Origin of the sequence: Mucilaginibacter flavidus (assembly GCF_024055575.1) — a bacterium.
Taxonomy (GTDB): domain Bacteria; phylum Bacteroidota; class Bacteroidia; order Sphingobacteriales; family Sphingobacteriaceae; genus Mucilaginibacter; species Mucilaginibacter flavidus.
This window is the reverse complement of the sequence record NZ_JAMXOE010000001.1, coordinates 448,754-469,139: the sequence shown is the minus strand read 5'-3', so window position 1 is coordinate 469,139 and position 20,386 is coordinate 448,754. Positions and strand designations below refer to the sequence as shown.

27 protein-coding genes are annotated in these 20,386 nt (G+C 41.6%); 15 read left to right on the top strand and 12 right to left on the bottom strand.

Annotation, left to right across the window (positions count from 1 at the left end):
- Positions 1-138: 138 nt before the first annotated feature.
- The 4 genes from NAF19_RS02110 to NAF19_RS02095 all read left to right on the top strand — a co-directional run bounded on the left by NAF19_RS02110 (position 139) and on the right by NAF19_RS02095 (position 4,208).
- A complete protein-coding gene (locus NAF19_RS02110; RefSeq protein ID WP_252788093.1) occupies positions 139-750 on the top strand; it encodes a Crp/Fnr family transcriptional regulator in 612 nt (203 codons plus the stop codon).
- Positions 751-928: 178 nt separating this feature from the next.
- Positions 929-1,858, top strand: a complete 930-nt coding sequence (locus NAF19_RS02105; protein ID WP_252788092.1) for an NAD-dependent epimerase/dehydratase family protein — start codon at positions 929-931, stop codon at positions 1,856-1,858.
- 74 nt (positions 1,859-1,932) lie between these two features.
- The gene (locus NAF19_RS02100; RefSeq protein WP_252788091.1) at positions 1,933-2,412 is read left to right on the top strand and encodes a hypothetical protein; all 480 of its coding nucleotides are present in this window, start codon (positions 1,933-1,935) and stop codon (positions 2,410-2,412) included.
- 95 nt (positions 2,413-2,507) lie between these two features.
- Positions 2,508-4,208 (top strand): M3 family oligoendopeptidase, encoded by a 1,701-nt coding sequence (locus NAF19_RS02095; protein WP_252788090.1) that lies wholly within the window; start codon positions 2,508-2,510, stop codon positions 4,206-4,208.
- A 62-nt stretch (positions 4,209-4,270) separates the two neighbouring features.
- On the opposite strand, the gene NAF19_RS02090 is transcribed toward NAF19_RS02095, so the two are convergent.
- Together NAF19_RS02090 and NAF19_RS02085 are read right to left on the bottom strand one after the other, a co-directional pair.
- Positions 4,271-4,675 (bottom strand): DUF2251 domain-containing protein, encoded by a 405-nt coding sequence (locus NAF19_RS02090; RefSeq protein ID WP_252788089.1) that lies wholly within the window; start codon positions 4,673-4,675, stop codon positions 4,271-4,273.
- A gap of 28 nt (positions 4,676-4,703) precedes the next feature.
- Positions 4,704-5,036 carry a hypothetical protein gene (locus NAF19_RS02085; protein WP_252788088.1) on the bottom strand — a complete coding sequence of 111 codons (333 nt, stop codon included), beginning with the start codon at positions 5,034-5,036 and terminating at the stop codon, positions 4,704-4,706.
- 256 nt (positions 5,037-5,292) lie between these two features.
- Between NAF19_RS02085 and NAF19_RS02080 the strand changes: the two genes are divergently transcribed.
- Positions 5,293-5,955: a hypothetical protein gene (locus NAF19_RS02080; RefSeq protein ID WP_252788087.1), complete on the top strand. Its 663-nt coding sequence runs from the start codon at positions 5,293-5,295 to the stop codon at positions 5,953-5,955.
- A gap of 119 nt (positions 5,956-6,074) precedes the next feature.
- Here NAF19_RS02080 and NAF19_RS02075 read toward each other — a convergent pair whose 3' ends face one another.
- The gene (locus NAF19_RS02075) at positions 6,075-6,734 is read right to left on the bottom strand and encodes a phosphatase PAP2 family protein (protein WP_252788086.1); all 660 of its coding nucleotides are present in this window, start codon (positions 6,732-6,734) and stop codon (positions 6,075-6,077) included.
- 79 nt (positions 6,735-6,813) lie between these two features.
- Between NAF19_RS02075 and NAF19_RS02070 the strand changes: the two genes are divergently transcribed.
- On the top strand, positions 6,814-8,517 hold the full coding sequence (locus tag NAF19_RS02070; RefSeq protein ID WP_252788085.1) for an amino acid permease: 1,704 nt from the start codon (positions 6,814-6,816) through the stop codon (positions 8,515-8,517).
- 2 nt (positions 8,518-8,519) lie between these two features.
- Here the strand turns inward: NAF19_RS02070 and NAF19_RS02065 are convergent, their stop codons facing one another.
- Positions 8,520-8,978 (bottom strand): hypothetical protein, encoded by a 459-nt coding sequence (locus tag NAF19_RS02065; RefSeq protein WP_252788084.1) that lies wholly within the window; start codon positions 8,976-8,978, stop codon positions 8,520-8,522.
- Between the two features lie 69 nt (positions 8,979-9,047).
- Here NAF19_RS02065 and NAF19_RS02060 point away from each other — a divergent pair, with 69 nt between their 5' ends.
- The 3 genes from NAF19_RS02060 to NAF19_RS02050 all read left to right on the top strand — a co-directional run bounded on the left by NAF19_RS02060 (position 9,048) and on the right by NAF19_RS02050 (position 10,736).
- Positions 9,048-9,536, top strand: coding sequence for an ABC transporter ATPase (locus NAF19_RS02060; RefSeq protein WP_252788083.1), 489 nt, complete (start codon positions 9,048-9,050; stop codon positions 9,534-9,536).
- A 279-nt stretch (positions 9,537-9,815) separates the two neighbouring features.
- Entirely contained in the window at positions 9,816-10,103 is a 288-nt protein-coding gene (locus NAF19_RS02055; RefSeq protein ID WP_252788082.1) for a YciI family protein, read from the top strand.
- 21 nt (positions 10,104-10,124) lie between these two features.
- Entirely contained in the window at positions 10,125-10,736 is a 612-nt protein-coding gene (locus NAF19_RS02050; protein ID WP_252788081.1) for a YdeI/OmpD-associated family protein, read from the top strand.
- Positions 10,737-10,861: 125 nt separating this feature from the next.
- On the opposite strand, the gene NAF19_RS02045 is transcribed toward NAF19_RS02050, so the two are convergent.
- The 6 genes from NAF19_RS02045 to rpsF form a co-directional block, all read right to left on the bottom strand.
- Positions 10,862-11,275 (bottom strand): DUF1801 domain-containing protein, encoded by a 414-nt coding sequence (locus NAF19_RS02045; RefSeq protein WP_252788080.1) that lies wholly within the window; start codon positions 11,273-11,275, stop codon positions 10,862-10,864.
- A 9-nt stretch (positions 11,276-11,284) separates the two neighbouring features.
- Entirely contained in the window at positions 11,285-11,842 is a 558-nt protein-coding gene (locus tag NAF19_RS02040) for a PH domain-containing protein (protein ID WP_252788079.1), read from the bottom strand.
- 50 nt (positions 11,843-11,892) lie between these two features.
- A complete protein-coding gene (gene mtgA, locus NAF19_RS02035; protein WP_252788078.1) occupies positions 11,893-12,654 on the bottom strand; it encodes a monofunctional biosynthetic peptidoglycan transglycosylase in 762 nt (253 codons plus the stop codon).
- 216 nt (positions 12,655-12,870) lie between these two features.
- Positions 12,871-13,314, bottom strand: a complete 444-nt coding sequence (gene rplI, locus NAF19_RS02030) for a 50S ribosomal protein L9 (RefSeq protein ID WP_252788077.1) — start codon at positions 13,312-13,314, stop codon at positions 12,871-12,873.
- Between the two features lie 16 nt (positions 13,315-13,330).
- Positions 13,331-13,594 carry a 30S ribosomal protein S18 gene (gene rpsR, locus NAF19_RS02025; RefSeq protein ID WP_252788076.1) on the bottom strand — a complete coding sequence of 88 codons (264 nt, stop codon included), beginning with the start codon at positions 13,592-13,594 and terminating at the stop codon, positions 13,331-13,333.
- Positions 13,594-13,956 carry a 30S ribosomal protein S6 gene (gene rpsF / locus NAF19_RS02020; RefSeq protein WP_252788075.1) on the bottom strand — a complete coding sequence of 121 codons (363 nt, stop codon included), beginning with the start codon at positions 13,954-13,956 and terminating at the stop codon, positions 13,594-13,596. The genes rpsR and rpsF overlap by 1 nt, the downstream gene beginning before the upstream one ends.
- A 122-nt stretch (positions 13,957-14,078) precedes the next feature.
- On the opposite strand from rpsF, the gene NAF19_RS02015 reads away from it, so the two are divergent.
- Positions 14,079-14,693 (top strand): hypothetical protein, encoded by a 615-nt coding sequence (locus NAF19_RS02015; RefSeq protein ID WP_252788074.1) that lies wholly within the window; start codon positions 14,079-14,081, stop codon positions 14,691-14,693.
- A 73-nt stretch (positions 14,694-14,766) separates the two neighbouring features.
- Positions 14,767-14,991: a hypothetical protein gene (locus NAF19_RS02010; RefSeq protein WP_252788073.1), complete on the top strand. Its 225-nt coding sequence runs from the start codon at positions 14,767-14,769 to the stop codon at positions 14,989-14,991.
- Between the two features lie 93 nt (positions 14,992-15,084).
- On the opposite strand, the gene NAF19_RS02005 is transcribed toward NAF19_RS02010, so the two are convergent.
- Both NAF19_RS02005 and NAF19_RS02000 read right to left on the bottom strand, forming a co-directional pair.
- Complete coding sequence (locus NAF19_RS02005) at positions 15,085-15,399, bottom strand: hypothetical protein (protein ID WP_252788072.1); 315 nt, start codon at positions 15,397-15,399, stop codon at positions 15,085-15,087.
- A gap of 58 nt (positions 15,400-15,457) precedes the next feature.
- Complete coding sequence (locus NAF19_RS02000) at positions 15,458-15,613, bottom strand: hypothetical protein (RefSeq protein ID WP_252788071.1); 156 nt, start codon at positions 15,611-15,613, stop codon at positions 15,458-15,460.
- A gap of 63 nt (positions 15,614-15,676) precedes the next feature.
- On the opposite strand from NAF19_RS02000, the gene NAF19_RS01995 reads away from it, so the two are divergent.
- The 4 genes from NAF19_RS01995 (at position 15,677) to NAF19_RS01980 (ending at position 20,362) form a co-directional block, all read left to right on the top strand.
- A complete protein-coding gene (locus tag NAF19_RS01995) occupies positions 15,677-15,913 on the top strand; it encodes a hypothetical protein (RefSeq protein WP_252788070.1) in 237 nt (78 codons plus the stop codon).
- A gap of 130 nt (positions 15,914-16,043) precedes the next feature.
- Entirely contained in the window at positions 16,044-16,280 is a 237-nt protein-coding gene (locus NAF19_RS01990) for a hypothetical protein (protein WP_252788069.1), read from the top strand.
- 249 nt (positions 16,281-16,529) lie between these two features.
- Positions 16,530-17,885: a glycosyltransferase family 25 protein gene (locus NAF19_RS01985; protein ID WP_252788068.1), complete on the top strand. Its 1,356-nt coding sequence runs from the start codon at positions 16,530-16,532 to the stop codon at positions 17,883-17,885.
- A 2-nt stretch (positions 17,886-17,887) separates the two neighbouring features.
- Positions 17,888-20,362: a hypothetical protein gene (locus tag NAF19_RS01980; protein WP_252788067.1), complete on the top strand. Its 2,475-nt coding sequence runs from the start codon at positions 17,888-17,890 to the stop codon at positions 20,360-20,362.
- Positions 20,363-20,386 lie beyond the last annotated feature (24 nt).

Below are 20,386 nucleotides of genomic sequence, written 5' to 3'. Positions count from 1 at the left end.
GGTAGTCACGCGCGAAGTAATGCTTGCAATGCGTAGCGCAGACACAGTATGTGAGGTGCTGAAACATGTTCAGCATGACGTTTTTTTTTAATTTGCGATAAGTATCCGCACATTTGCATATCCGCACATCAAAAACCTATGGATGAACTCAAAGCACAAGCCATCTTCCGCGAACAACTTAAAAAGTACGTTGAGTTTAACGAGGCTGAATGGATAGTTTTTGCGCCATACTTGTCGTTTGTTACCCTGAAAAAGAAAAAAAACTTTATTGAACCCGGCATTGTGTGTAAAGATGTGGGCTTTATTGTAAAAGGCTCGGTGCGGTACTTTCATGTTAAAGACGGCGAAGAAATCACCGGCTATTTTAGCTTCGAAAACGAATATGTAAGCTCGTATAAAAGCTTCCTCACGCAAACGCCATCGGTGCATTATATCCAGGCACTCGAGGATACCGACCTGATAACCATCACCCAAAAAAACATGCAGGCCATGCTGGCAAACCCCATGCTTGGCTATAAAATGGAACGCTTTGGCAGGCTGCTGGCCGAACATTACTTAATTTGCTACGAAGACCGCGTTTCATCCTTCATCACCAAAACACCCGAAGAGCGCTACATAGACCTGCTCAGCATAAGCTCCGGTCGCGAAATACTGCAACGAATGCCACAGCATTACATAGCCCACTTTTTAGGCATTACACCGGTTTCTCTATCCCGAATCAGGAGAAGGATTATGGTTGAATCTAAATAATTTCGGATATCGGATGTTCGATTTCGGAATTGAAAATTTTAGTAAACCTGACTTCTTCGCCCTTCAAATAAATCCGACATCGGAAATCCGACATCCGAAATTAACAAATCCTTATCTTTTGTTAACGTTTTCGCCTGTAAACTACCTGTACCTTTGATTAAATCAAAAACGAAACATTATGCACACTATATTAGGAGCCGGCGGCGCAGTAGCAAATGCACTTACCCGCGAATTAGAAAACATTAACGAAACCATCCGTTTGGTTAGCCGTAAACCAATTGAAAGCAACAACAAAAACGTAAGCTGGAGAAAGGCGGACCTGCTTAATTATGATGAACTGATAGCAGCCTCAAAAGGTTCGACAGTTATTTATCTTACTGCAGGATTGGTTTATGATAAAAAAGTTTGGGCTGCCCAATGGCCGGTTGTTATGGACAATTTTATCAGGCTGGGCAAAGAAACCGGCGCACGCCTGATATTTTTTGATAACGTGTATATGTACGGCCTGTTTGACGGACCAATGAAAGAAGACACGCCCTACAAGCCCAGCAGCGTTAAGGGAGGCATCCGCGCAAAAATTGCTGAAAAGCTAATGGCCGAAGTTAAAGCGGGTACCATCCGGGCCAGTATTGCCCGTGGCGCTGATTTTTATGGTACCGACAACATGAACAGCTTTGTTGATATGATGGTGCTTGACAAATATGCCAAAAGACAATCCGCACAATGGATAGGCAAACCTGATAAGCTGCACAATTTTAGCTACATACCTGATATGGGTAAAGGCATGTTTTTACTGGGCCAGCACCCCGAAAGTGATAACCAGGTTTGGCACATGCCAACTGCTCCTGCCATTACAGGTAAACAGTTTGTTGAAATGGCGGCCCGTATTTATGGCGTTGCTCCAAAATATATGGCGATAAATAAATTTATGCTTTGGCTTACCGGTCTTTTCCAAAAAGTGGTAATGGGCGTTGTGGAAATGTATTACCAATACAACCACAATTATATTTTCGATTCATCGAAATTTGAAAAGGCATTTAATTTTAAGCCTACGAGCTATGAGGAAGGGGTGAAGTTGATGTCGGAGACGTTGTATAAAAAGAGTTAGTAAAGTCGGGAAAGTTAGTAAAGTCCGAAAGTATGCAGCTTCTTTATTAGATTTATGGCATCAAGAAATATTAAATGTTAGACATTTTTGGATTTAGTATCGAAGTGTACTTTATACTGGCAATTTTAGGGTTGCCGGTTTTCTTTATTTGGCGCCGGATATTTAAAAACCGGGACATGCAAAGTCGGACGAAGAGAATTATTACCTGGATTGCAACAATTGTTTCAACGCCGATATTATATGTAGGGATTATGCTGCTTATTTTTATGGCGATGGAGTATTATCCAAAACACGATTTTGATAGATCCGCATGGGTAAATGATAAGGATGAGCGGTATGAGTATAGTGACGATATTATCGATAGCAAGATGTTAATCGGCAAATCAAAAGCAGAAGTACGGAAAATTTTAGGCGACGACGGTAATGTAAATGATAGTAACGACTGGTATTACTCCCTCGGTTTTAGACCAGAGCTTTTTAATATCGACCCGGATTCGATGGAGATAACTTTTAAAAACAATAAGGTTATTAGTGTTCAACAGCATAAGCAATAAGTTTGAAAATCGTCAAAATCATTAATAATATTCATTAATCTCTTTGATTATCATCTGCACATCTGCACATTTGCACATCTGCAAATAAAGTACACATGATCCACAAAAAAACACGCACTTATATACCCGAAGGCTTTGAGATTAAATGGGAAAGCCTTGAACCCCTTTATACCGAACTGCGCGACCGCGAAATAAATTCAGTGCCAGAACTTGAAAAATGGCTGTACGACCGCAGCGAGGTTGAGGCTGCTTTGGAGGAAGATTTCGCCTGGCGCTATATCCGCATGACCTGCGATACCAACAGTGAAGAGCTGCTGCAAAAGTTTCAATATTTTGCTACCGAAATTGAGCCGAAAATCGCCCCTTACAGCAACGAGCTAAACAAAAAGCTGGTTGCGAGCGAATGGGTCGACAAGCTTAACCATGATAAATATTTTATTTACCTGCGCGGCGTAAAAAAATCCCTGGAGCTTTTTAGGGAGGAGAATATCCCGCTGCAAACTGAGATACAGGTTGAACAGCAAAAATACCAGTCGATAACCGGCTCGATGTCGGTGCATATTGGCGATAAGGAGTTTACACTGGAGCAGGCCTCGGTATTTTTAAAGGATACCGACCGCGCCAAAAGGCAGGAAGTATGGGAGAAGATAACCGCCCGCCGCCTGCAGGATAAGGACAAATTGGACAGGCTTTTTGATAAGCTGCGCGAGCTAAGGCACAAAGTTGCGCTTAATGCCGATTTTGAAAATTTCAGGGATTATATGTTCCAGGCGCTGGGCAGGTTTGACTATACCCCGCAGGATTGTTATGCTTTTCACGAAGCTATTGAAAAAGAGATAGTACCCATCCTGCGCGAACAGGCCGAAAAACGCAAAGAGGCTTTAAACTTAAGCGCACTAAAGCCATGGGATATGGATGTTGATATATCGGGCAAACCGGCGTTAAAGCCATTTAACAGTGGCGAAGAACTGATTGAAAAATCAATCCAATGCTTCGGCAACATCAACCGCTATTTGGGCGAGCGACTGGAGATAATGAAGGATAATAACCTGTTTGATGTGGAGAGCCGCAAAGGCAAGGCGCCAGGCGGTTATAACTACCCGTTATCAGAAACCGGCGCGCCGTTTATTTTCATGAATTCGGCCAATACTTTCCGCGACCTGACCACCATGGTACACGAAGGCGGCCATGCGGTACATACTTTCCTGACTGCCGATTTGGAGTTGAATGATTTTAAACATTGCCCAAGCGAGGTTGCCGAACTGGCCTCGATGAGCATGGAGCTAATATCCATGGATAACTGGGATGTTTATTTTGACAATGAAGAAGACCTGAAACGCGCCAAACGCGACCAGCTTTTTGATGTGTTGAAAACATTACCCTGGGTAGCGGTTGTCGACCAGTTTCAACATTGGATATACACCAACCCCAACCATACCGATACACAACGTACGGAAGCCTGGCTGCAAATATACGAGCCATTTGGGGCAGGCTTTGCCGATTGGAGCGGATACAAGCAAGCCGAAAAAAACCTGTGGCAAAAACAGCTACACATTTTCGAGGTGCCGTTTTATTATATCGAGTACGGCATGGCCCAGTTGGGTGCTATAGCCGTATGGAAGAATTACAAGGAAAACCCGGAGAAAGGGTTACAGCAATATTTGGACGCCCTGAAGCTTGGCTACACCAAAACCATTAAAGAAATTTATGAAACCGCCGGCATTAAATTTGATTTCAGCGCTGCCTATGTGAAGGAACTGGCGGAGTTTGTGAAGGGGGAGATGGATAAGTTGTAATTGAAATTAGCAATAAATTGAGAAGCGGTTGCACTGTAAAGGCATCCGCTTTTTTATGTGTATCAATGTTCGTTAAGCAATTTCGCAATCAATTCATCGGTTAACTTTCGACTATCAGTCTGTGCCCACTCCCCATTACTGTCGGGGAATGCGTTTCTGCAATAACCAGATTTATTTTGGAAGTCGAACATTGCATGACAATAGTGGTTAATCATTAGCGAAGCAATTTGCCCGTCGTCAGTCCAGATAATTTGAATTAACGATGGCTTATGCTTATCGACTACATTGGCCACATTATAGATATGGACGGCGTCAAGGATCTTTTGACTTTTCCGATTATTTAAAGCGTAAAAATAACCGGTTGTAAGATCGTCTTCAAACACTACAGCAAAAGGTGATGTTGGTGAAATACTGCTAAAAAAAGTGTCTTCGCCAACAGTAAAGGTTTCTTCTAAATCTAAAATCATATAGGAAATTAATTGCAGATATTATTAATCAGTCTTTTGGTGAATTTAATTTGAGCAGTATGTATGATAAAACAGCACATGTCGCGGGGATTAAAGTAATTGACAAATTAATGCCCGTCATGTTGACGCGGTAGGGTATTGTGCTTGTTGCAAAAAACACCAAGACAACTGCAAGGAAATAAACTCCCGCCAGTATGGCTTTTTGTTTGCTGTTTAATTTGATAAAAATCAGGACTATTAAGAATATGATAATAGCAATGATTTGAATAAAGAGGGTGAAAATCACTTCTTCGCCGTGAGCGAAAAGCATTAACGGCATTATAAGAAAAATAGTAAAAATAGCTGCCTTTAAATTTTTCATTTTAGAGATATCATTGGGTTGTTGATGGATTTTATTTTAGCACAACCAACATACAAAATTGTGCGGAACATAACTGAGGCGTTTTTTTGAATAGCATCGAAATTCAAGGGCACCCAGCGGGTAACTAATTTGTTTACAACTTTTGTCGGAGGTTAGTTTGTTGTTTTTTAATTGATTATGTCACTTAAATATCAATTCATACCCACTATAATATCAGTAAATCAAACCAAAACCAATTTTATGAGTTTAATACAGTATGAAAAAGATATTATTGAGTTTCGCCCTTATATTATATGTTATAACGGCGTTTAGCCAGGTAAAAGTTCAGCCGGTGAAGGTTGATAGCCTTGTTACAGTATCGCTGCCGGTAGGTTTTCAAAAAAAGGATACTTTGGGCCAACACATTTATTCGGCCAATGCCACGTATGGTTTTATGACCGTGATTGTGGCGCCTAATGAAAAAAATAATACGCCGCTTAAAAAAGAAACCGATTTGAATGCGGTGTTGAAAAAATACATCGCCAGCATACAGGGCCAGTCGGGTGCTTATTCAAGCGCGATCCGCCAACGGGATACCACTATAGGAACATTAAAGGCCAAATTATTTACCTTAAAAAATGATGACGGTACAGGCAATCTTCAGATGGTAAACTTTACGTTGCTGTACACCCAGGACGTAACCTATACTTTTGAATATGTATACCCCGATTTAAGAAAAGAATTGGTGAAAGACGAATACAAGGCCTTTGCATCTTCAATTAAGCTGTCGCCGCAATTACAGCGTAACGATCAATATTTATCAAACGCCAAAGGCCTTTCGCCCGTGCTTAAAGTTGCCATTTTTGGTGGCGGCGCAATTGTGCTGGTGTTGATAATTGTTACGATAGTACGAAGAAGAAAGAAGCTTTCGTTAAGCTAAGATGATTTCGGATGTCGCAATTTCGATGTCGGATTTAGAGAAATTTAAAAAAGACCTATAGTCCTAAGTTAGTATTCCTGGTCCCGGTCATATTTGACTGTCGACTTCAGACTACCGGCTTAGGACTTTTTCAATAATCCCCTGTTCCATTTAGGCGAGTGAATGAATTGTTTGCTATCGATATAGCTTATCCACAAGACAGTCAAAACCACCCCAAGCGCCGAACCTACGGTAACATCTTCAAAAAAATGTTCGCTAAGGTACATCCGCGAATAGCCTACCGCCACTGCAACAAGAAACAATAGCCAACCCCAGTTTTTATTTTTTAAAAGATAAGTAACCAGCAACGCGGTTGAAAAAGCAGTTACCGTATGCCCCGAAGGAAAACTGTAGTATTTGAGCAGGTAAACATCTTTTACCTGGTGTATCCGGCTAAGTTCATCCTGGTAAAGCAAAGCTGGCCGCGATGCGTCGGCAATATATTTTACAATTTGTACTGAAAGTGAAGTTATTGCGTAGGTAGTGGCCATTAAGAAGGCGGTACGGTAATTAAATAATACCAATATGGCCGATAGGGCTATTATTGTCCACCCGTTGCCCAGGTCGGTTATATAAGGTGCAATTTGGTCGGCAAAATCGGAATATAGCCCGTTTACAGCAAAATATATTTGGTGCTTGGTAAACAGCAGCTTAATAACTATGCATATCGCCATCAGGATAAGATAAGGTATAAAAAATGGCCTTGCTTGTTTTAAAACATCATTTATTCCTATCTTCATCGTGCAAAATAAGCATATACTTATTGAATAAAGAAAAAATGGTTATGTTTACAAGGCTGACCGTAATAATTAATAACTGATGTCGAAAAGTTTATTCCGTAAAAAAAATATCCATAAAATATTGGCCGATGTAGCAAGCGGCTTTAGCGATGCAGAACATTCAGGGCACTTAAAAAAAGAACTTACCGTAAAAGATTTAACCCTGATGGGCATAGCCGCCGTAGTTGGGGCGGGGATATTTTCTACTATCGGCCTGGCATCGTTTAACGGTGGCCCGGGGGTAACCATCCTTTTTGTACTAACCGCGGTAACCTGCGGTTTTTCGGCTTTATGCTATGCCGAATTTGCATCACGGATACCAGTTGCAGGCAGCGCTTACACGTATGCCTATGCATCATTTGGTGAGTTAATTGCCTGGATAATAGGCTGGGATTTGCTGATGGAATATGCTATAGGTAATATAGCGGTTGCCATTTCATGGAGTACCTATTTTGTAAACCTGCTCGAAGGTTTCCACATCCACATGCCGGAATACCTTACCATGGATTATTTTACCGCATTTAAAGCGCACGAACAAGTGCAAGCCTTAACCGCGGCACATAAACTTGGCGAGATAACCGATACTCTTAAACAAGGTGCCATAGCCTGGGCAAACGCACCCGGCTCCGGCAGTTTCAGGCTGATTGCCAATATTCCTGCGTTGCTTATTGTTGTTGCAATTACCTACCTGGTTTATATAGGCATACGCGAAACCAAGAAAGCTACCAACGCGATGGTGTTTTTGAAGATAGCCATTGTACTCGTTGTAATAGCCGTTGGCTTTTTTTACGTTACGCCAGCCAACTGGCACCCGTTCATGCCTAACGGTTTTGGCGGGGTGATGAAGGGGGTTTCGGGCGTGTTTTTTGCTTATATCGGGTTTGACGCGATATCAACCACGGCCGAGGAATGCCAGAACCCGCAAAAGGATTTGCCCAAGGGGATGATTTACTCCCTTATTATTTGTACGGTACTTTATATTTTAATTGCCCTTGTGCTTACCGGTATGGTGAACTATAAAGAACTGGCGGTAGGCGACCCGTTAGCTTACGTGTTTACCAAGCTGCACTTAACCATGCTGAGCGGTATTATATCATTCAGCGCTGTGATAGCGACTGCCAGCGTACTATTGATATTTCAATTAGGTCAGCCGCGTATCTGGATGAGCATGAGCCGCGATGGTTTATTACCAAAGGCATTCTCTCGAATTCACCCAAAATATCGCACGCCATCGTTTGCAACTATTGTAACCGGCTTTGTGGTGGCTATACCGGCATTGTTTATGAACCTTACCGAAGTAACGGATTTAACCAGTATAGGCACGCTGTTTGCGTTTGTACTGGTTTGCGGCGGGGTGCTTTTATTGCCGAGGGAAGAGGCTCAAAAGGGAAAATTTCATTTACCTTACATCAACTCAAAGTATATTGTGCCAGTGATTTTCGTAGTCTGCGCATATTTTACCAGGGATTATGTTTGGAATATGTTCACAGGCAAAAACGCACACGAAAATTTCCCATTCTTTTTGTTTGTTATCCTGTCGGCGGTATTAACTGTAATGGCTGTTGTTAAAAACTTGTCGTTAATACCTGTACTTGGCCTTTTAAGTTGTTTTTACTTAATGACCGAGCTGGGATATACCAACTGGCTTAGGTTTTTAATATGGTTGGTAATTGGACTGGTGATTTATTTTACTTATAGCTATAGCCACAGTGTGCTAGGGAAAGAAAAGGCGCACGAAAGTTAGCCTTACAACCCCTTCCCCTTAAAAAAGTTAAAGGCCTCTCGTAAGCTATCCAGGCGTTCGGGCTCCATGTTCCTAACCGGGACGTTGAGAACGGTTGTCATCGAGTCTACATCGCCTTTTCGGTCGTTGCGGGTTTGTACGATGATGTCGTCGGCCACAGTTTTTAATTGCAGGGTGCCGGTTACCGTACTGCCGAAATAATCAATATCATTAAGCTGGTGCAGGTTGAAGGAGTAGTATTCCTCTTTGCCTTTCGCATAGGTTTTACGCAAACGGATAAAGGAGTCGCTGGTTACGGTAAATTCGAACTTCTTGAGTTTGGTATCGGGCAATGGGTTGTACGATTGCATGAGGCACTTGTTGGTCCACAAAAGCCAGTCCTGCTCATTCATGCTGCTTTTAAAGCTGCAGATGGCGGTTATCGCACAAATTACGACTGCAAATAGTCCTATTTTCTTCATTTTACAAACTCCTGATGTTAACCTGCCAACAAAAATAATTTCTAAGTTAATAAATGCATAGTTTTGTACATGCATTTTTCAGAAAATTCGAGAGTTTGGGTTTACCAGGGCGACAGGGAACTAACTGATAACGAAGCCCTGCAAATAAAAGTATTGCTCGACAACTTTACCACGGGCTGGACAGCGCACAACAACCAGTTAAAAGCCAAAGCCGAAATACGGTATAACCGCTTTTTAATTTTGATTGTTGATGAAGGCCAGGCCGGCGCCAGCGGCTGCTCAATTGATAAATCGGTGCATTTTATGCAGCAGATTGAGGCGCAGTTTGGCATCAACCTTTTCGACAGGTTTAACCTTGCGTATCGTAAAGGCAACGAAGTGTTGTCTGCTCCACGGGCCCAATTTGAAGAACTGCTAAAGCAAGGTAACATTAACACTGATACCATTGTATTTAATAACCTGGTGCAGAATTTAACAGAGCTTGAGAACAAATGGGAAGTGCCATTTAAGGATAGCTGGCATATACAGTTGTTTGGGAATTTGGTGTTGAGTTCATAGTTGATGGTTCATAGTTCATAGTAGCAATTCTGATTTGATAAGTAGGCATGGCAAACCTAAATAAGAAATTAGAGGCATGTGGTATAAAAGTCCCTACTGACCTGACTAAGTAAAGCAAACTGACACGGGAAATAATGGAGGCTCTATTGGAGGTTAAACTAATACAGAAAGGAAAGATAAAGCCACTTACCATAAAGGATATCTAATACCAGTTTGTTCTTTTGCAGCTTAAAACTAATCTCTTATCTCCGATCTCTTATCTCCAATCTCTAATCCACCATGTTCATCATCAACCTCACTTACATCGTCCCCCTCGAAGAGCTTGACCAACACATGGCTGCCCACGTTAAATACCTGCATAAGTATTACGACAAAAATATCTTCGTAGCCTCAGGCAGAAAAGTGCCGCGCAAAGGGTGCATTATTTTAGCAATGGCTGACAGCAAAGCTGAAGTTGAGGAAATAATTAAAGAAGACCCCTTCTATAAACATGAGCTTGCTGAATTTGACATCACCGAATTTTTAACCCCCCAATATCATCCCGATTTAAAAAATTTGCTGGGTTAATTTTTGTAATTAACTTTAGCTATGGAACAATATGACGCCCGGGTTGACGCCTACATAGCCAAGGCCGCACCTTTTGCAAAACCAATACTTGAACATATCCGCGAGGTTGTACATAAGGCTTCGCCTTTGATAACAGAAACTGTTAAATGGGGTATGCCTTTTTTTGACTACAAAGGCCCGGTTTGTATGATGGCATCGTTTAAACAGCATCTTGGCTTTGGTTTTTGGAAGTCGTCGCGGTTGAACGACCCTGAGGGCTACCTGCAGGGAAGCGACGAAGAGGCTGCTGCCGGAAGCTTTGGCCGTATTGAAAAAATGGAAGACCTGCCGCCCGATGAGGCGATGATCGGTTTTATATTGCAGGTGATTGCCTTGAATGAAAGCGGCATTAAGGAGCCTAAAAAAGCGGCTCCCGCCAAAGCAGAACTACCCATCCCTGATGATTTTAACCAAATGTTAAGCAGCAACACCACTGCCCTTGGTTATTTCGTGGACTTTTCGCCATCTAAAAAACGGGAATACCTCGAATGGTTTGCCGAGGCAAAAAGTGATGACACACGGCAGAAACGTATGGAACAGGCACTGGAGTGGATAAGTGAGGGGAAATCGAGGCATTGGAAGTACCAGAAGTAGAGCCCCCTGGCCCCCTAAAGGGGGAATGAATAGCAAGCGGGGTGTTATGCTGAGGCTCTCGAAGCATGCGGGCAAAGGCCTCTGCGCTCACCCTTCGAGTGCCTCAGGGTGACACCCGGTCTATTTCACTTATCAACCAGTTTTAGCCATTTTGTTATAACGAGATGCAAATCAGCCTTACGTGCTTTTACATCCTCCATATCTTTAAAAACAACAATCCGGCGGCCGTCTGCGTAGTTGCCGGTTAGCAGGCCGGTGGTATCGTTTACTTTGGCGCCGCTTGGGAAAACCAGCATTATCCTGTTTTTATGCAGGTTGAATACGATCATTTCCCGTTTATATTCTTTGGGGTCGAAAGGCTGCATTTCGCCGTTGTAGTAAAAGCTTGGGTTGTTCCATTTTATCCGCTCGCTTATTTCATCGCTAACGTTCAGGATAATTTGGCGCAGGGTTTCAACCGTATCCTTTATTGACGCGTCGAGGTTTTGGATGTGTTGGGTTACTTGTTGCTGGTCGGTTGGTTTGGGTGAGTTGGGCATGATTACAGGTTATTTTTGCTGCTGCTGTAAAATCAGGTTATAAACGCTTCGCACATTTGGTATGAATTCGATTTGCGGATTTGGTTTCTGCTGCGGGAGGTTACGTATCCGGTTACCGGAAAAATTACCGGTGCTCGCGTCCAGTGTTATAGACCCGCTGCCATCCTTTTTTTCATCAAGGCCAAGGTTTGGTAAGGTGTTTATATTAAATGAATTAATGGTTGTATTAAACACGCCGTCTTTAATAATTATCCTGTTATTGGTGATGCCATAAATAGTGCTTTTACGCAACAAAGCGTCGTAAAAGAAACGGCCAATTGTTATATAAAAGCCTACTACTATAAAAGGAATTCCCCAGATCATGAAAAAGTATCCACCTGCCTGTGACGCGCCAAATTCCCAAAAGACAGCAAAGCCAAACCATAGTATACTAAACGGGATATACACAGCATCCGAAATTCTTAAAACAATCCCTGTTTTTGGCTTGCCTGTCCATAACAAACGCTCACCAGCTATTAGCTCAGGCTGCAAATCCTGCTGAAGGTCGAAATCGTTGTCAACTAACATGTTTATATTTTTAATCAATAAAGTTCCCCTTTAGGGGTTAGGGGGCCGCACTAAAACTCCAACGGCCCCAACCTCCGCATATTCTTCATTATCAAATACTGCCGGTGCCGAAGATAGTCGCTGGGGTTTGTGGCCGACCATTTTAGGGGATTTGGAAATATCACCGCAATAGCTGCCGCTTCGCGGTTGGTTAGCTGCGATGCCGGCTTATGAAAATACGCCTGGGCTGCCGCTTCCACGCCGTAAATGCCATCGCCCATTTCAATTTCGTTAAGGTATACCTCCATGATACGCTTTTTGCTCCAGAATATGTCCATCAACACCGTAAACCATGCCTCGAACCCTTTACGAATTATCGACCTGCCCGGCCAAAGGAATACATTTTTTGCGGTTTGTTGCGTTATGGTGCTGCCGCCAATAAGCTTTTTGCTCTTCGAGTTTTTCTCATAAGCTTTTTCAATGGCGTTAAAGTCGAAGCCGTGGTTTTCTAAAAATGTCTGGTCTTCGGCGGCAACGGCGGCTCGTTTCATGGATAGGGAAATATCGTCGAAGTCTTTCCATTGTTTATCTATCTTCCAGTCCTTGCCGTCGGCTTTGCGCTCAAAACCACGCTGAATCATCAGCCAGGTAACAGGCGGGTTAACAAAGCGGTACAGTATCACAAAAAACAAACTGCCCAACACAAAAACTATAAACACCAGCTTTACAATACGCAAAACAAGCTTAAGCCAGCCATTACGGAAGATGCCTTTCTTTTTGCCGGCAGCCGATCTATTATTTGAAGCAGGACTTTTACTCCGCGTGGTTTTCATTGGGTTAAAAATAATTTTTTATTTCGGAAGTCGGAATTTCGATTTCGGATTTATTTTGGGGATTTCACCGATTTGGGAATGATTGCACCGATTGTTCCTCGCAATGACGTGGCGGGGAGGAGGGCAACAAAAAAAGGTGTCAAGCTTTCGCTCAACACCTTTATATAAATCTTTAATTCGAAATCCGACATCGTAAATCCGACGTCCGAAATCAGATTACTCTGCTACTACTTCGAAAGGAACCTGTACTTTAACCTCTTTGTGCAGGTTAACATTGGCAACGTATTCGCCAACAAATTTTGGTTCAGTTTCAAAAGTGATGCGGCGACGGTCGACTTCAAAGCCTAATTTCTTCAATGCATCAGCAACCTGGATAGTGTTGATTGCACCGAAAATTTTACCGGTTTCGCCAGCTTTAGCGCCGATAGTAAGCTTAACGCCTTCTAAACGGGCTGCAATAGCATCAGCATCTTTGCGTATTTTATCTTGTTTAAACTGGGCCTGTTTAAGGTTTTCAGCTAAAACTTTGCGGGCACTTACAGTGGCCTGTATGGCATAACCCTTAGGGATAAGGTAGTTACGGCCATAACCTGGCTTTACTTTCACTACATCATCCTTATCACCCAGGTGCTTAACGTCTTGTTTTAAAATAAGTTCCATTTTCTTTACCTCCTGATTATTTTAATGAGTCTGTAACATAAGGTAATAAACCAATGTGGCGCGCACGCTTAACAGCCTGTGCAACCTTGCGCTGAAATTTTAACGAAGTACCGGTTAAGCGGCGTGGTAATACTTTACCCTGGTCGTTAATAAACTTTAATAAAAAGTTAGCGTCTTTGTAATCGATATACTTGATACCATTCTTTTTGAAACGGCAGTATTTTTTACGTGTGTCCTCTACTTTAGGGGCGGTTACGTATTTAATTTGTTCGTTAGCCATTAGTGTGCTGCCTCCTCTGCTTTAGGTTTTTTGTTGAAAGCACCACTGCGTTTTTTGTCGTTGTAAGCAACAGCGTGCTTATCTAAGGCAATGGTTAAAAAGCGTAACACGCGCTCATCGCGGCGTAGTTCAACTTCAAGTTTGTTAATTACATCACCCGGGGCCTTAAATTCAGTTAAGTGATAATACCCTGTCGTCTTTTTTTGGATAGGGTACGCTAATTTTCTCAAACCCCAATTATCCTCCTGGACAATTTCGGCTCCGTTATCAGTTAAAATTTTGCTGAATTTGGCGTTAGCCTCTGCAGCAACATCAACTGACAACAACGGGGTTAGAACGATCACAATTTCGTACTGTTGCATTGTTATACTTTGATTTTAAATAAATTACCCGCTATTACGGGGCTGCAAATGTATGAAGAATATTTGTATTTTCAAACCAATTAATTGTATTTTACGCCGTTAACTGTTAACGATATTCAATTATGAAATCTTTATTACCAATCCTTGTATTTACCTTAAGTATCAATTGTTTACTGGCACAAAGGGTTGCAGGGCCAGCAGAAAAAAAGCTCACTGATTCTATATGCGACTGCATGACGAAAGTGGATTTTACCAAAGTTACCACCAAACAACAGGCAACGGCAGTATTTAGCGACTGCTTTGCGCAACATCCGGCTTTACTTGTTGACGTAGCTACGGAACGCCACACGACAATGGCAGACGACGAAGGCATGAATAAAATTGGAAATGACATAGGTGAGAGCCTGATGAAGCAAAATTGTGCGGCGGCTATGAAACTGGGGTTGCTGATGGCCGATGATAAAAAGAATAGCGCCGAGGCAACATCCGAAACAAACGGTACATTTAACCGGATAGATTTAAAAGGCTTTAATTATATAGTTGTTACTGATAAAACGAACAGCGAGAAATCTTTTTTGTGGTTGAGAGAGTTTCCCGGCTCTGACAAGTTTATGAATGGTTCGGTTCAGCTTAAAGGCAAAAAGATAAAAGTAACCTGGCGTGAGATGGAGGTTTACCTGCCAGCCGCAAAGGGTTATTATAAGGTAAAAGAAATAACAGCAATTGACTTTTTATAAATCACAGTTACGGTATTGTTTTTGATATACAATGCCGCTGACGTTTACTTTAACATTTTTATTAATAAATACGATGATAACCCCCTCAACATACAACGACGACCACATCCAAACTATTGATGCCGACGATACTTACGCAGCATATTCGCCAGAAGGCGACGACGATGATTGGGATGACGAGGAAGACGAATCATTTGACGACGAGGCCGGCGATGATAACGACCTGCATGAAATTATTGTAGAAGAAAATATTGATGACGCAGATGACGATGACCATCTGCCCAGTGAGGATTACTAGTATCGTGTTAGTCTCAAGTTGAAAGTCTTTAGTCCTAAGTCGGAAGCTACAAGAATTCGACTATTGACTCCGACTAAAGACTTTCGACTTAAGCTACTCAGTTAGTTCTTCGTAAAATTCGCGTTCTATTTTAATACCCAGGTTGGTTATAAAATCAACCATGTTGAATCCTATGCGCTGATATTCGGCCTGCACGGCAATTTTGGCTTTTTCAATCATGCCTGCATTTCCCCAAACAGCCATGGTAACTATTACCGGGTCTCCGGCTTCGTTTGTGCGTTTGTACGCGGCATCGTGCACAAATCCGTCGAGTTTTTTTATAAAGTTACGGTTGTAGTTCATCCGTTTTGTGAATTCAGTAAGCGCTGCTGCCGGCACCACGAATTTATCAATAAGTATTTGTTTCATTTTATTTCAGTGTTTTCTACAAAGTTCCGGTTATAGCAGATTCAGACCTTGTAAAAAATCATTGATTTACCCGTTCGATCTTCATTTGATGCCATAAGCCAAAATAGGGCACATGGAACATTAAAATCAGGAGCGCATACAATAAAAATGCTGCTGTGCGGATATCCGTATTGGGGTGCATATATTTTAAAAAAAATACTTGTATTCTTGACATGTATTTAATTATATTGCAGTCCCAATTATATTGCAACTTACTAATTGTACACCAAACCTTTTCATGAAAAATAATCCTTCGCTGGTTTTAAGCCGTTTTGTAAGTGAAATTGATTTACCCAACTATCGGGTACCTGATATAACTTATTGCTATACTTTTAAAAAGTTATCTGTCACAAGGATAGCGGAACCATTATTTAGCCGTCTTGGAAACGAGCGGGGTGAGTTTGTATTTGTAAACGCCTTGAATGGCATCATGACGCGCAACATTATTAACGGGCGCAGCCTCCCAAAACTATAAACCGAACGATATAAAACATTTATATAAAGCAAAGAAATTGTCTCGAGAACAATAAGTTGCCTGTCTTCGGTAAAACAGGATAGGGAAAAGCCGCAACCCGATAATAGAGGCACAATTTAAACATATTATTATGAAAAAGTTAAAGCTCGAAGCGCTTGAAATCAGCGCTGGAGGGAGGCTTACAAGGCAACAGCTCAGGAATGTGGTTGGTGGAAGCGAAGGCGGCCATTGCCAGGTAGTAGCAGATTGTGGTACTGGTTATAACTATGCATGTGTCAATTACGTTTGCGTTGTGGTTGGCTGGGGAGAGCCATGTTACCCAACTTGCGGCGCAGGTAAAACTTGCAGTAATGGTGTTTGTATCTAGAATTGATTTCTTACTATTTTTTCGTGGACGCTGGCATTTTCATAATGCAAGGTTCATGTAAATTAATAGTTTTATTACTAATGTCATTAACTTGAGCGAAGAGCGAAATGGACAAGGCCCGTATTGAATAGTGGCAGTCGTTATTTTGTTTGTCTCTCTTTAAAAGTTAATGGCATTATTTCTCTTTATTATCTACACAGCCTGACGGATTTGAAATATTTTTTAAGTTATTAATGCTAAAACCATAAAATGACCAATCAGATACCTATCCCCACTTTTATTATTAACCTGAAAAGCAGACCCGACCGCAAAGAACATATAATAAATGAATTTGCAGGAAGAGATGAATTTGCTTTACAGGTTATTGAACCCATAGCGCATCAATATGCCGTTATTAGTTTATGGAACACAATTAAATATATTATTTTAGATGCAATCGATAATAATGATGAATATGTAGCTGTATGCGAAGATGATCACGCTTTTGGGCCACAATATTCGGCTGAAGCACTGAGGAATGCTATCACCGAAGCTGATGGATTACAGGCGGATGTCCTTTCGGGGGGTATAAGTTCATTAAAAGGCTGTTTGCAGATGTCGGAAAAATTGTTCTGGATGGAGGGATTTTCCGGAACCCAGTTTATGATTATATACAGGAGATTCTTTCAAAACATTGTGGACGCTGATTTTAACCCGAGTGATACTGCAGACTATAAAATTGCATCGCTGACTGACAATAAATACTTTGTTTTTCCATTTTTTTCGACCCAGAAGAGCTTTGGTTATTCCGACGTAACACCCCGGAATAATACACAGGTTAAAGTAGAAAACTTATTCCGGGACACTGCGGTCAACGTACTAATATTAAAAGAGACAGCTACGTTTTATGAACTTAGAAATAGGGAAACGCAATTGATGACTCCCGTTAAGGTGCCTGAAAATATTAGCATTCCAACGTATATAATTAACCTTCCGGAACGAACTGAACGAAAAGCGCATATTATAAACCAGTTTAACGACAAACCCGAGTTTGAAGTAACAATTGTCCAAGCCTGCAGGCATAAAATAGGGGCTGTAGGCTTGTGGCAGAGTTTCAGAAAAATAGTTCAAATGGCTATCGACAACGACGATGACGTAATAATTATTTGTGAAGATGACCATCGTTTTACTGCCGATTATTCAAGGGAGTATTTGTTGAAAAATATCCTGGAAGCGCACCGGCAGGATGTTGAATATATGTCGGGTGGCACAAGTTATTTCAACTTTGCTATACCCGTTAGTGCAAACCGTTTCTGGGTGGATACCTGCCTGGCCACGCAATTTGTGATACTTTATAAAAAAGCATTTGAAAGTGTTCTTAGTGAACCATTCGATGATACCGTTGTTGCCGACATTTTACTATCCCGGATTACCGCAAATAAAATGATATTATCGCCCCCGGTTTCGTTGCAACAAAATTTCGGTTATTCAGATGTAAGCGCCATCCATAATAAAAATACCAACCTGGTTGACGAAATGTTTTTGCGGTGTAATGCCAAGCTGACCTTATTAAACAAGGTAATGGCAAAGCGGCGGGCGGTCGACAAAAAAACACAAGTTGCATGACAATGGCCGACAATATAAAAGATATCATTAAACCATTTTCCTTATTTATTTTCTTTGTTTTGCATTTTGTCACTCTTTCGGCGCAAAGCAACAACCGTTCAATAGATTCACTTACCTCAAAAATTATTTCATACGGAAAAAAGAGTGCACCCTCTTCATTATTTACCTGTTTCGATAAAACAATATACGTCAACAATGAAAGCGTTTGGTTTACAGCTTACCTGTTGAATTATAGTAAACAGGCGTACGGGCCGACGATGCTCTCTGCAATACTCATCAATGACCAAATCGGATCGATTGCATTAGATCAAAAATTTGAGATGGCCAACGGCTTAGCATTTGGGCACGCAATTATCCCCGACTCAATCCCGCCCGGTGATTACTCTTTCATAACTTATACTAACATTTTAGCAAATGGTATCCCGAAGGATGTGTTTATTCAGCCGATAAGCACTAAGAGTGCCGCCGAAACGCCCTTTTTTGCCTCGTTAAAGTTGATTGATACAGCTGGAGCCAAAGCGAACAATGGTGAACAGATTAGCCTTACGGTTGAAACTAAAGACCATGTACCGATAAAAAACGCAGTTGTAACATGGGAGTTAGGGCTCGTCAGCAATAAAATTTCGTCGGGCACGGTAAAAACAAATGCAGACGGGAAATACCTTTTTTCGATTGCCCATAGCCAGGTTGAACCCGGCAGGAATTTTTTGAATGTTAGGGTTGCTTATAAAAACGAAGTAAGGAATGTTAAAATGTTGTTGCCTGTTAATGACAAAAAACTAAATATTAAATTTTATCCGGAAGGCGGTTACCTTATCGACGGATTGGTAAGTACTGTTGGCTGGGAAGCAAAAACAGTATATGGACGCCCGTTAAGCATTAATGCCGTATTATACCAGGATAATTATATTATCGACACCGTTCATACCGACAGCTATGGGATGGGCCGGTTCAGGTTCATGCCGCGGCTGGGGAGTAAATATGAACTGAAGCCTATGGGCTTCTCCGGCAATATCAGCTATGCATTGCCCGGCACATTACCATACGGCGTTGTAATAACCACCCAAAAAGCAATTTCCGATGATTCACTCCAATTGAAATTAACGAGCAAGTACCCCGGAAAATTCCTGGTTATGGTTCACAATTTCAGGCAGGTATTTTATTCATTTCCTGTTAAGGTAACTGCAGATGGAAAAAAAATACTGGTAAACCTTACAGAACTGCCAAAAGGACTTACCGCCATTACCGTATTAGATAGTTTGCAGCGGCCCTGTGCCGAGCGAATATTTTTCGCACATTATAACCGGCGCAGCCCGGTAAGTATAACTACTAACAGGGCTGCTTATACCACCAGGCAAAAAGTACGCATAAAATTAAAGATGCTATTACCTAAAGGCGACTCAACAACGGGTATCGTGACTGTGGCGTGCGTTCAGAACAATAAAATTGAAGCAAAAAAAGCAAATGATATTGAAAGCTTCTTTTCCCTGAAACAAGAACTAGAGTCCCTTCCTGTGCGGGACACTTATATGGGACAAAATGCAGGCGATAAGGACTACCTAGAAAAAGTATTGCTGATTAAAGGCTGGCGAAAATATAGCTGGCAAAACATGACCCGCGACAACGCAAAGGATAGTACAGTTGACGAAAAACGAGTGTTAATAAGCGGGGCGGTCACCAGGTACGGAAAACCATTAAAAAAGCCCGTCGCGTTGGTAGTGATGACCGATTCTGCTTCAAAAGTTATTACAACCACTGCAAAAGGCGATTTTCAATTAGACAACACTAATGCTATTACGGCGGAACGAAGAAAAATTTACGTAATGCTGAGTGAGGGAACAGCTGATGTTTATGCGATAAAAATGAAAGACTCTTTTAAATTAGCTAACAATGTATTGATAAATGGATTTAAGCCTGGTAATTATAGCGTAATACCGGTACCTGTAATAAGTTCAGACTCGGCAACCGTAAAAGGGTTAAACCATGTAATTAATTTGAAAGAGGTGAAAATTACAGGCCAAAAAGAAGATACCTATAGTCTTCAGCAAATGCGTTTGGGCCAAAGAAATGAATGCGGGGATTATGTGTGTAAGTATGGTTACCTTAATTGTCCTAATCACCCGGATGAAATGGGAAATACGTCGCCGGTAATTGGTGAAAGCTACCGCGATAGATATGGAAGACTTGCTGTTTATCAAGGCTGCACATTAATTACTAAGGGGCCCTCAACTATAGTGGTGAATGGTGTAAATTACCCCGGGGAATTCTACGGGTCAGACTATTCAGTATTCAATCCTCCTGAACCTGAGTATCAATCAACCATTTTTTGGAAACATGCATGTTTCATTAATTCGAAAGAAATTGAGTTTGAGTTTTATACCAGCGACATAACAGGTGTGTTCTCCATAATAGTGCAGGGGATATCGTCAAATGGCCTGATCTATGAAAAAAAAGAATTTATAGTTAATAAGCAATAACAATTGTTTCATTGATCTTCACAT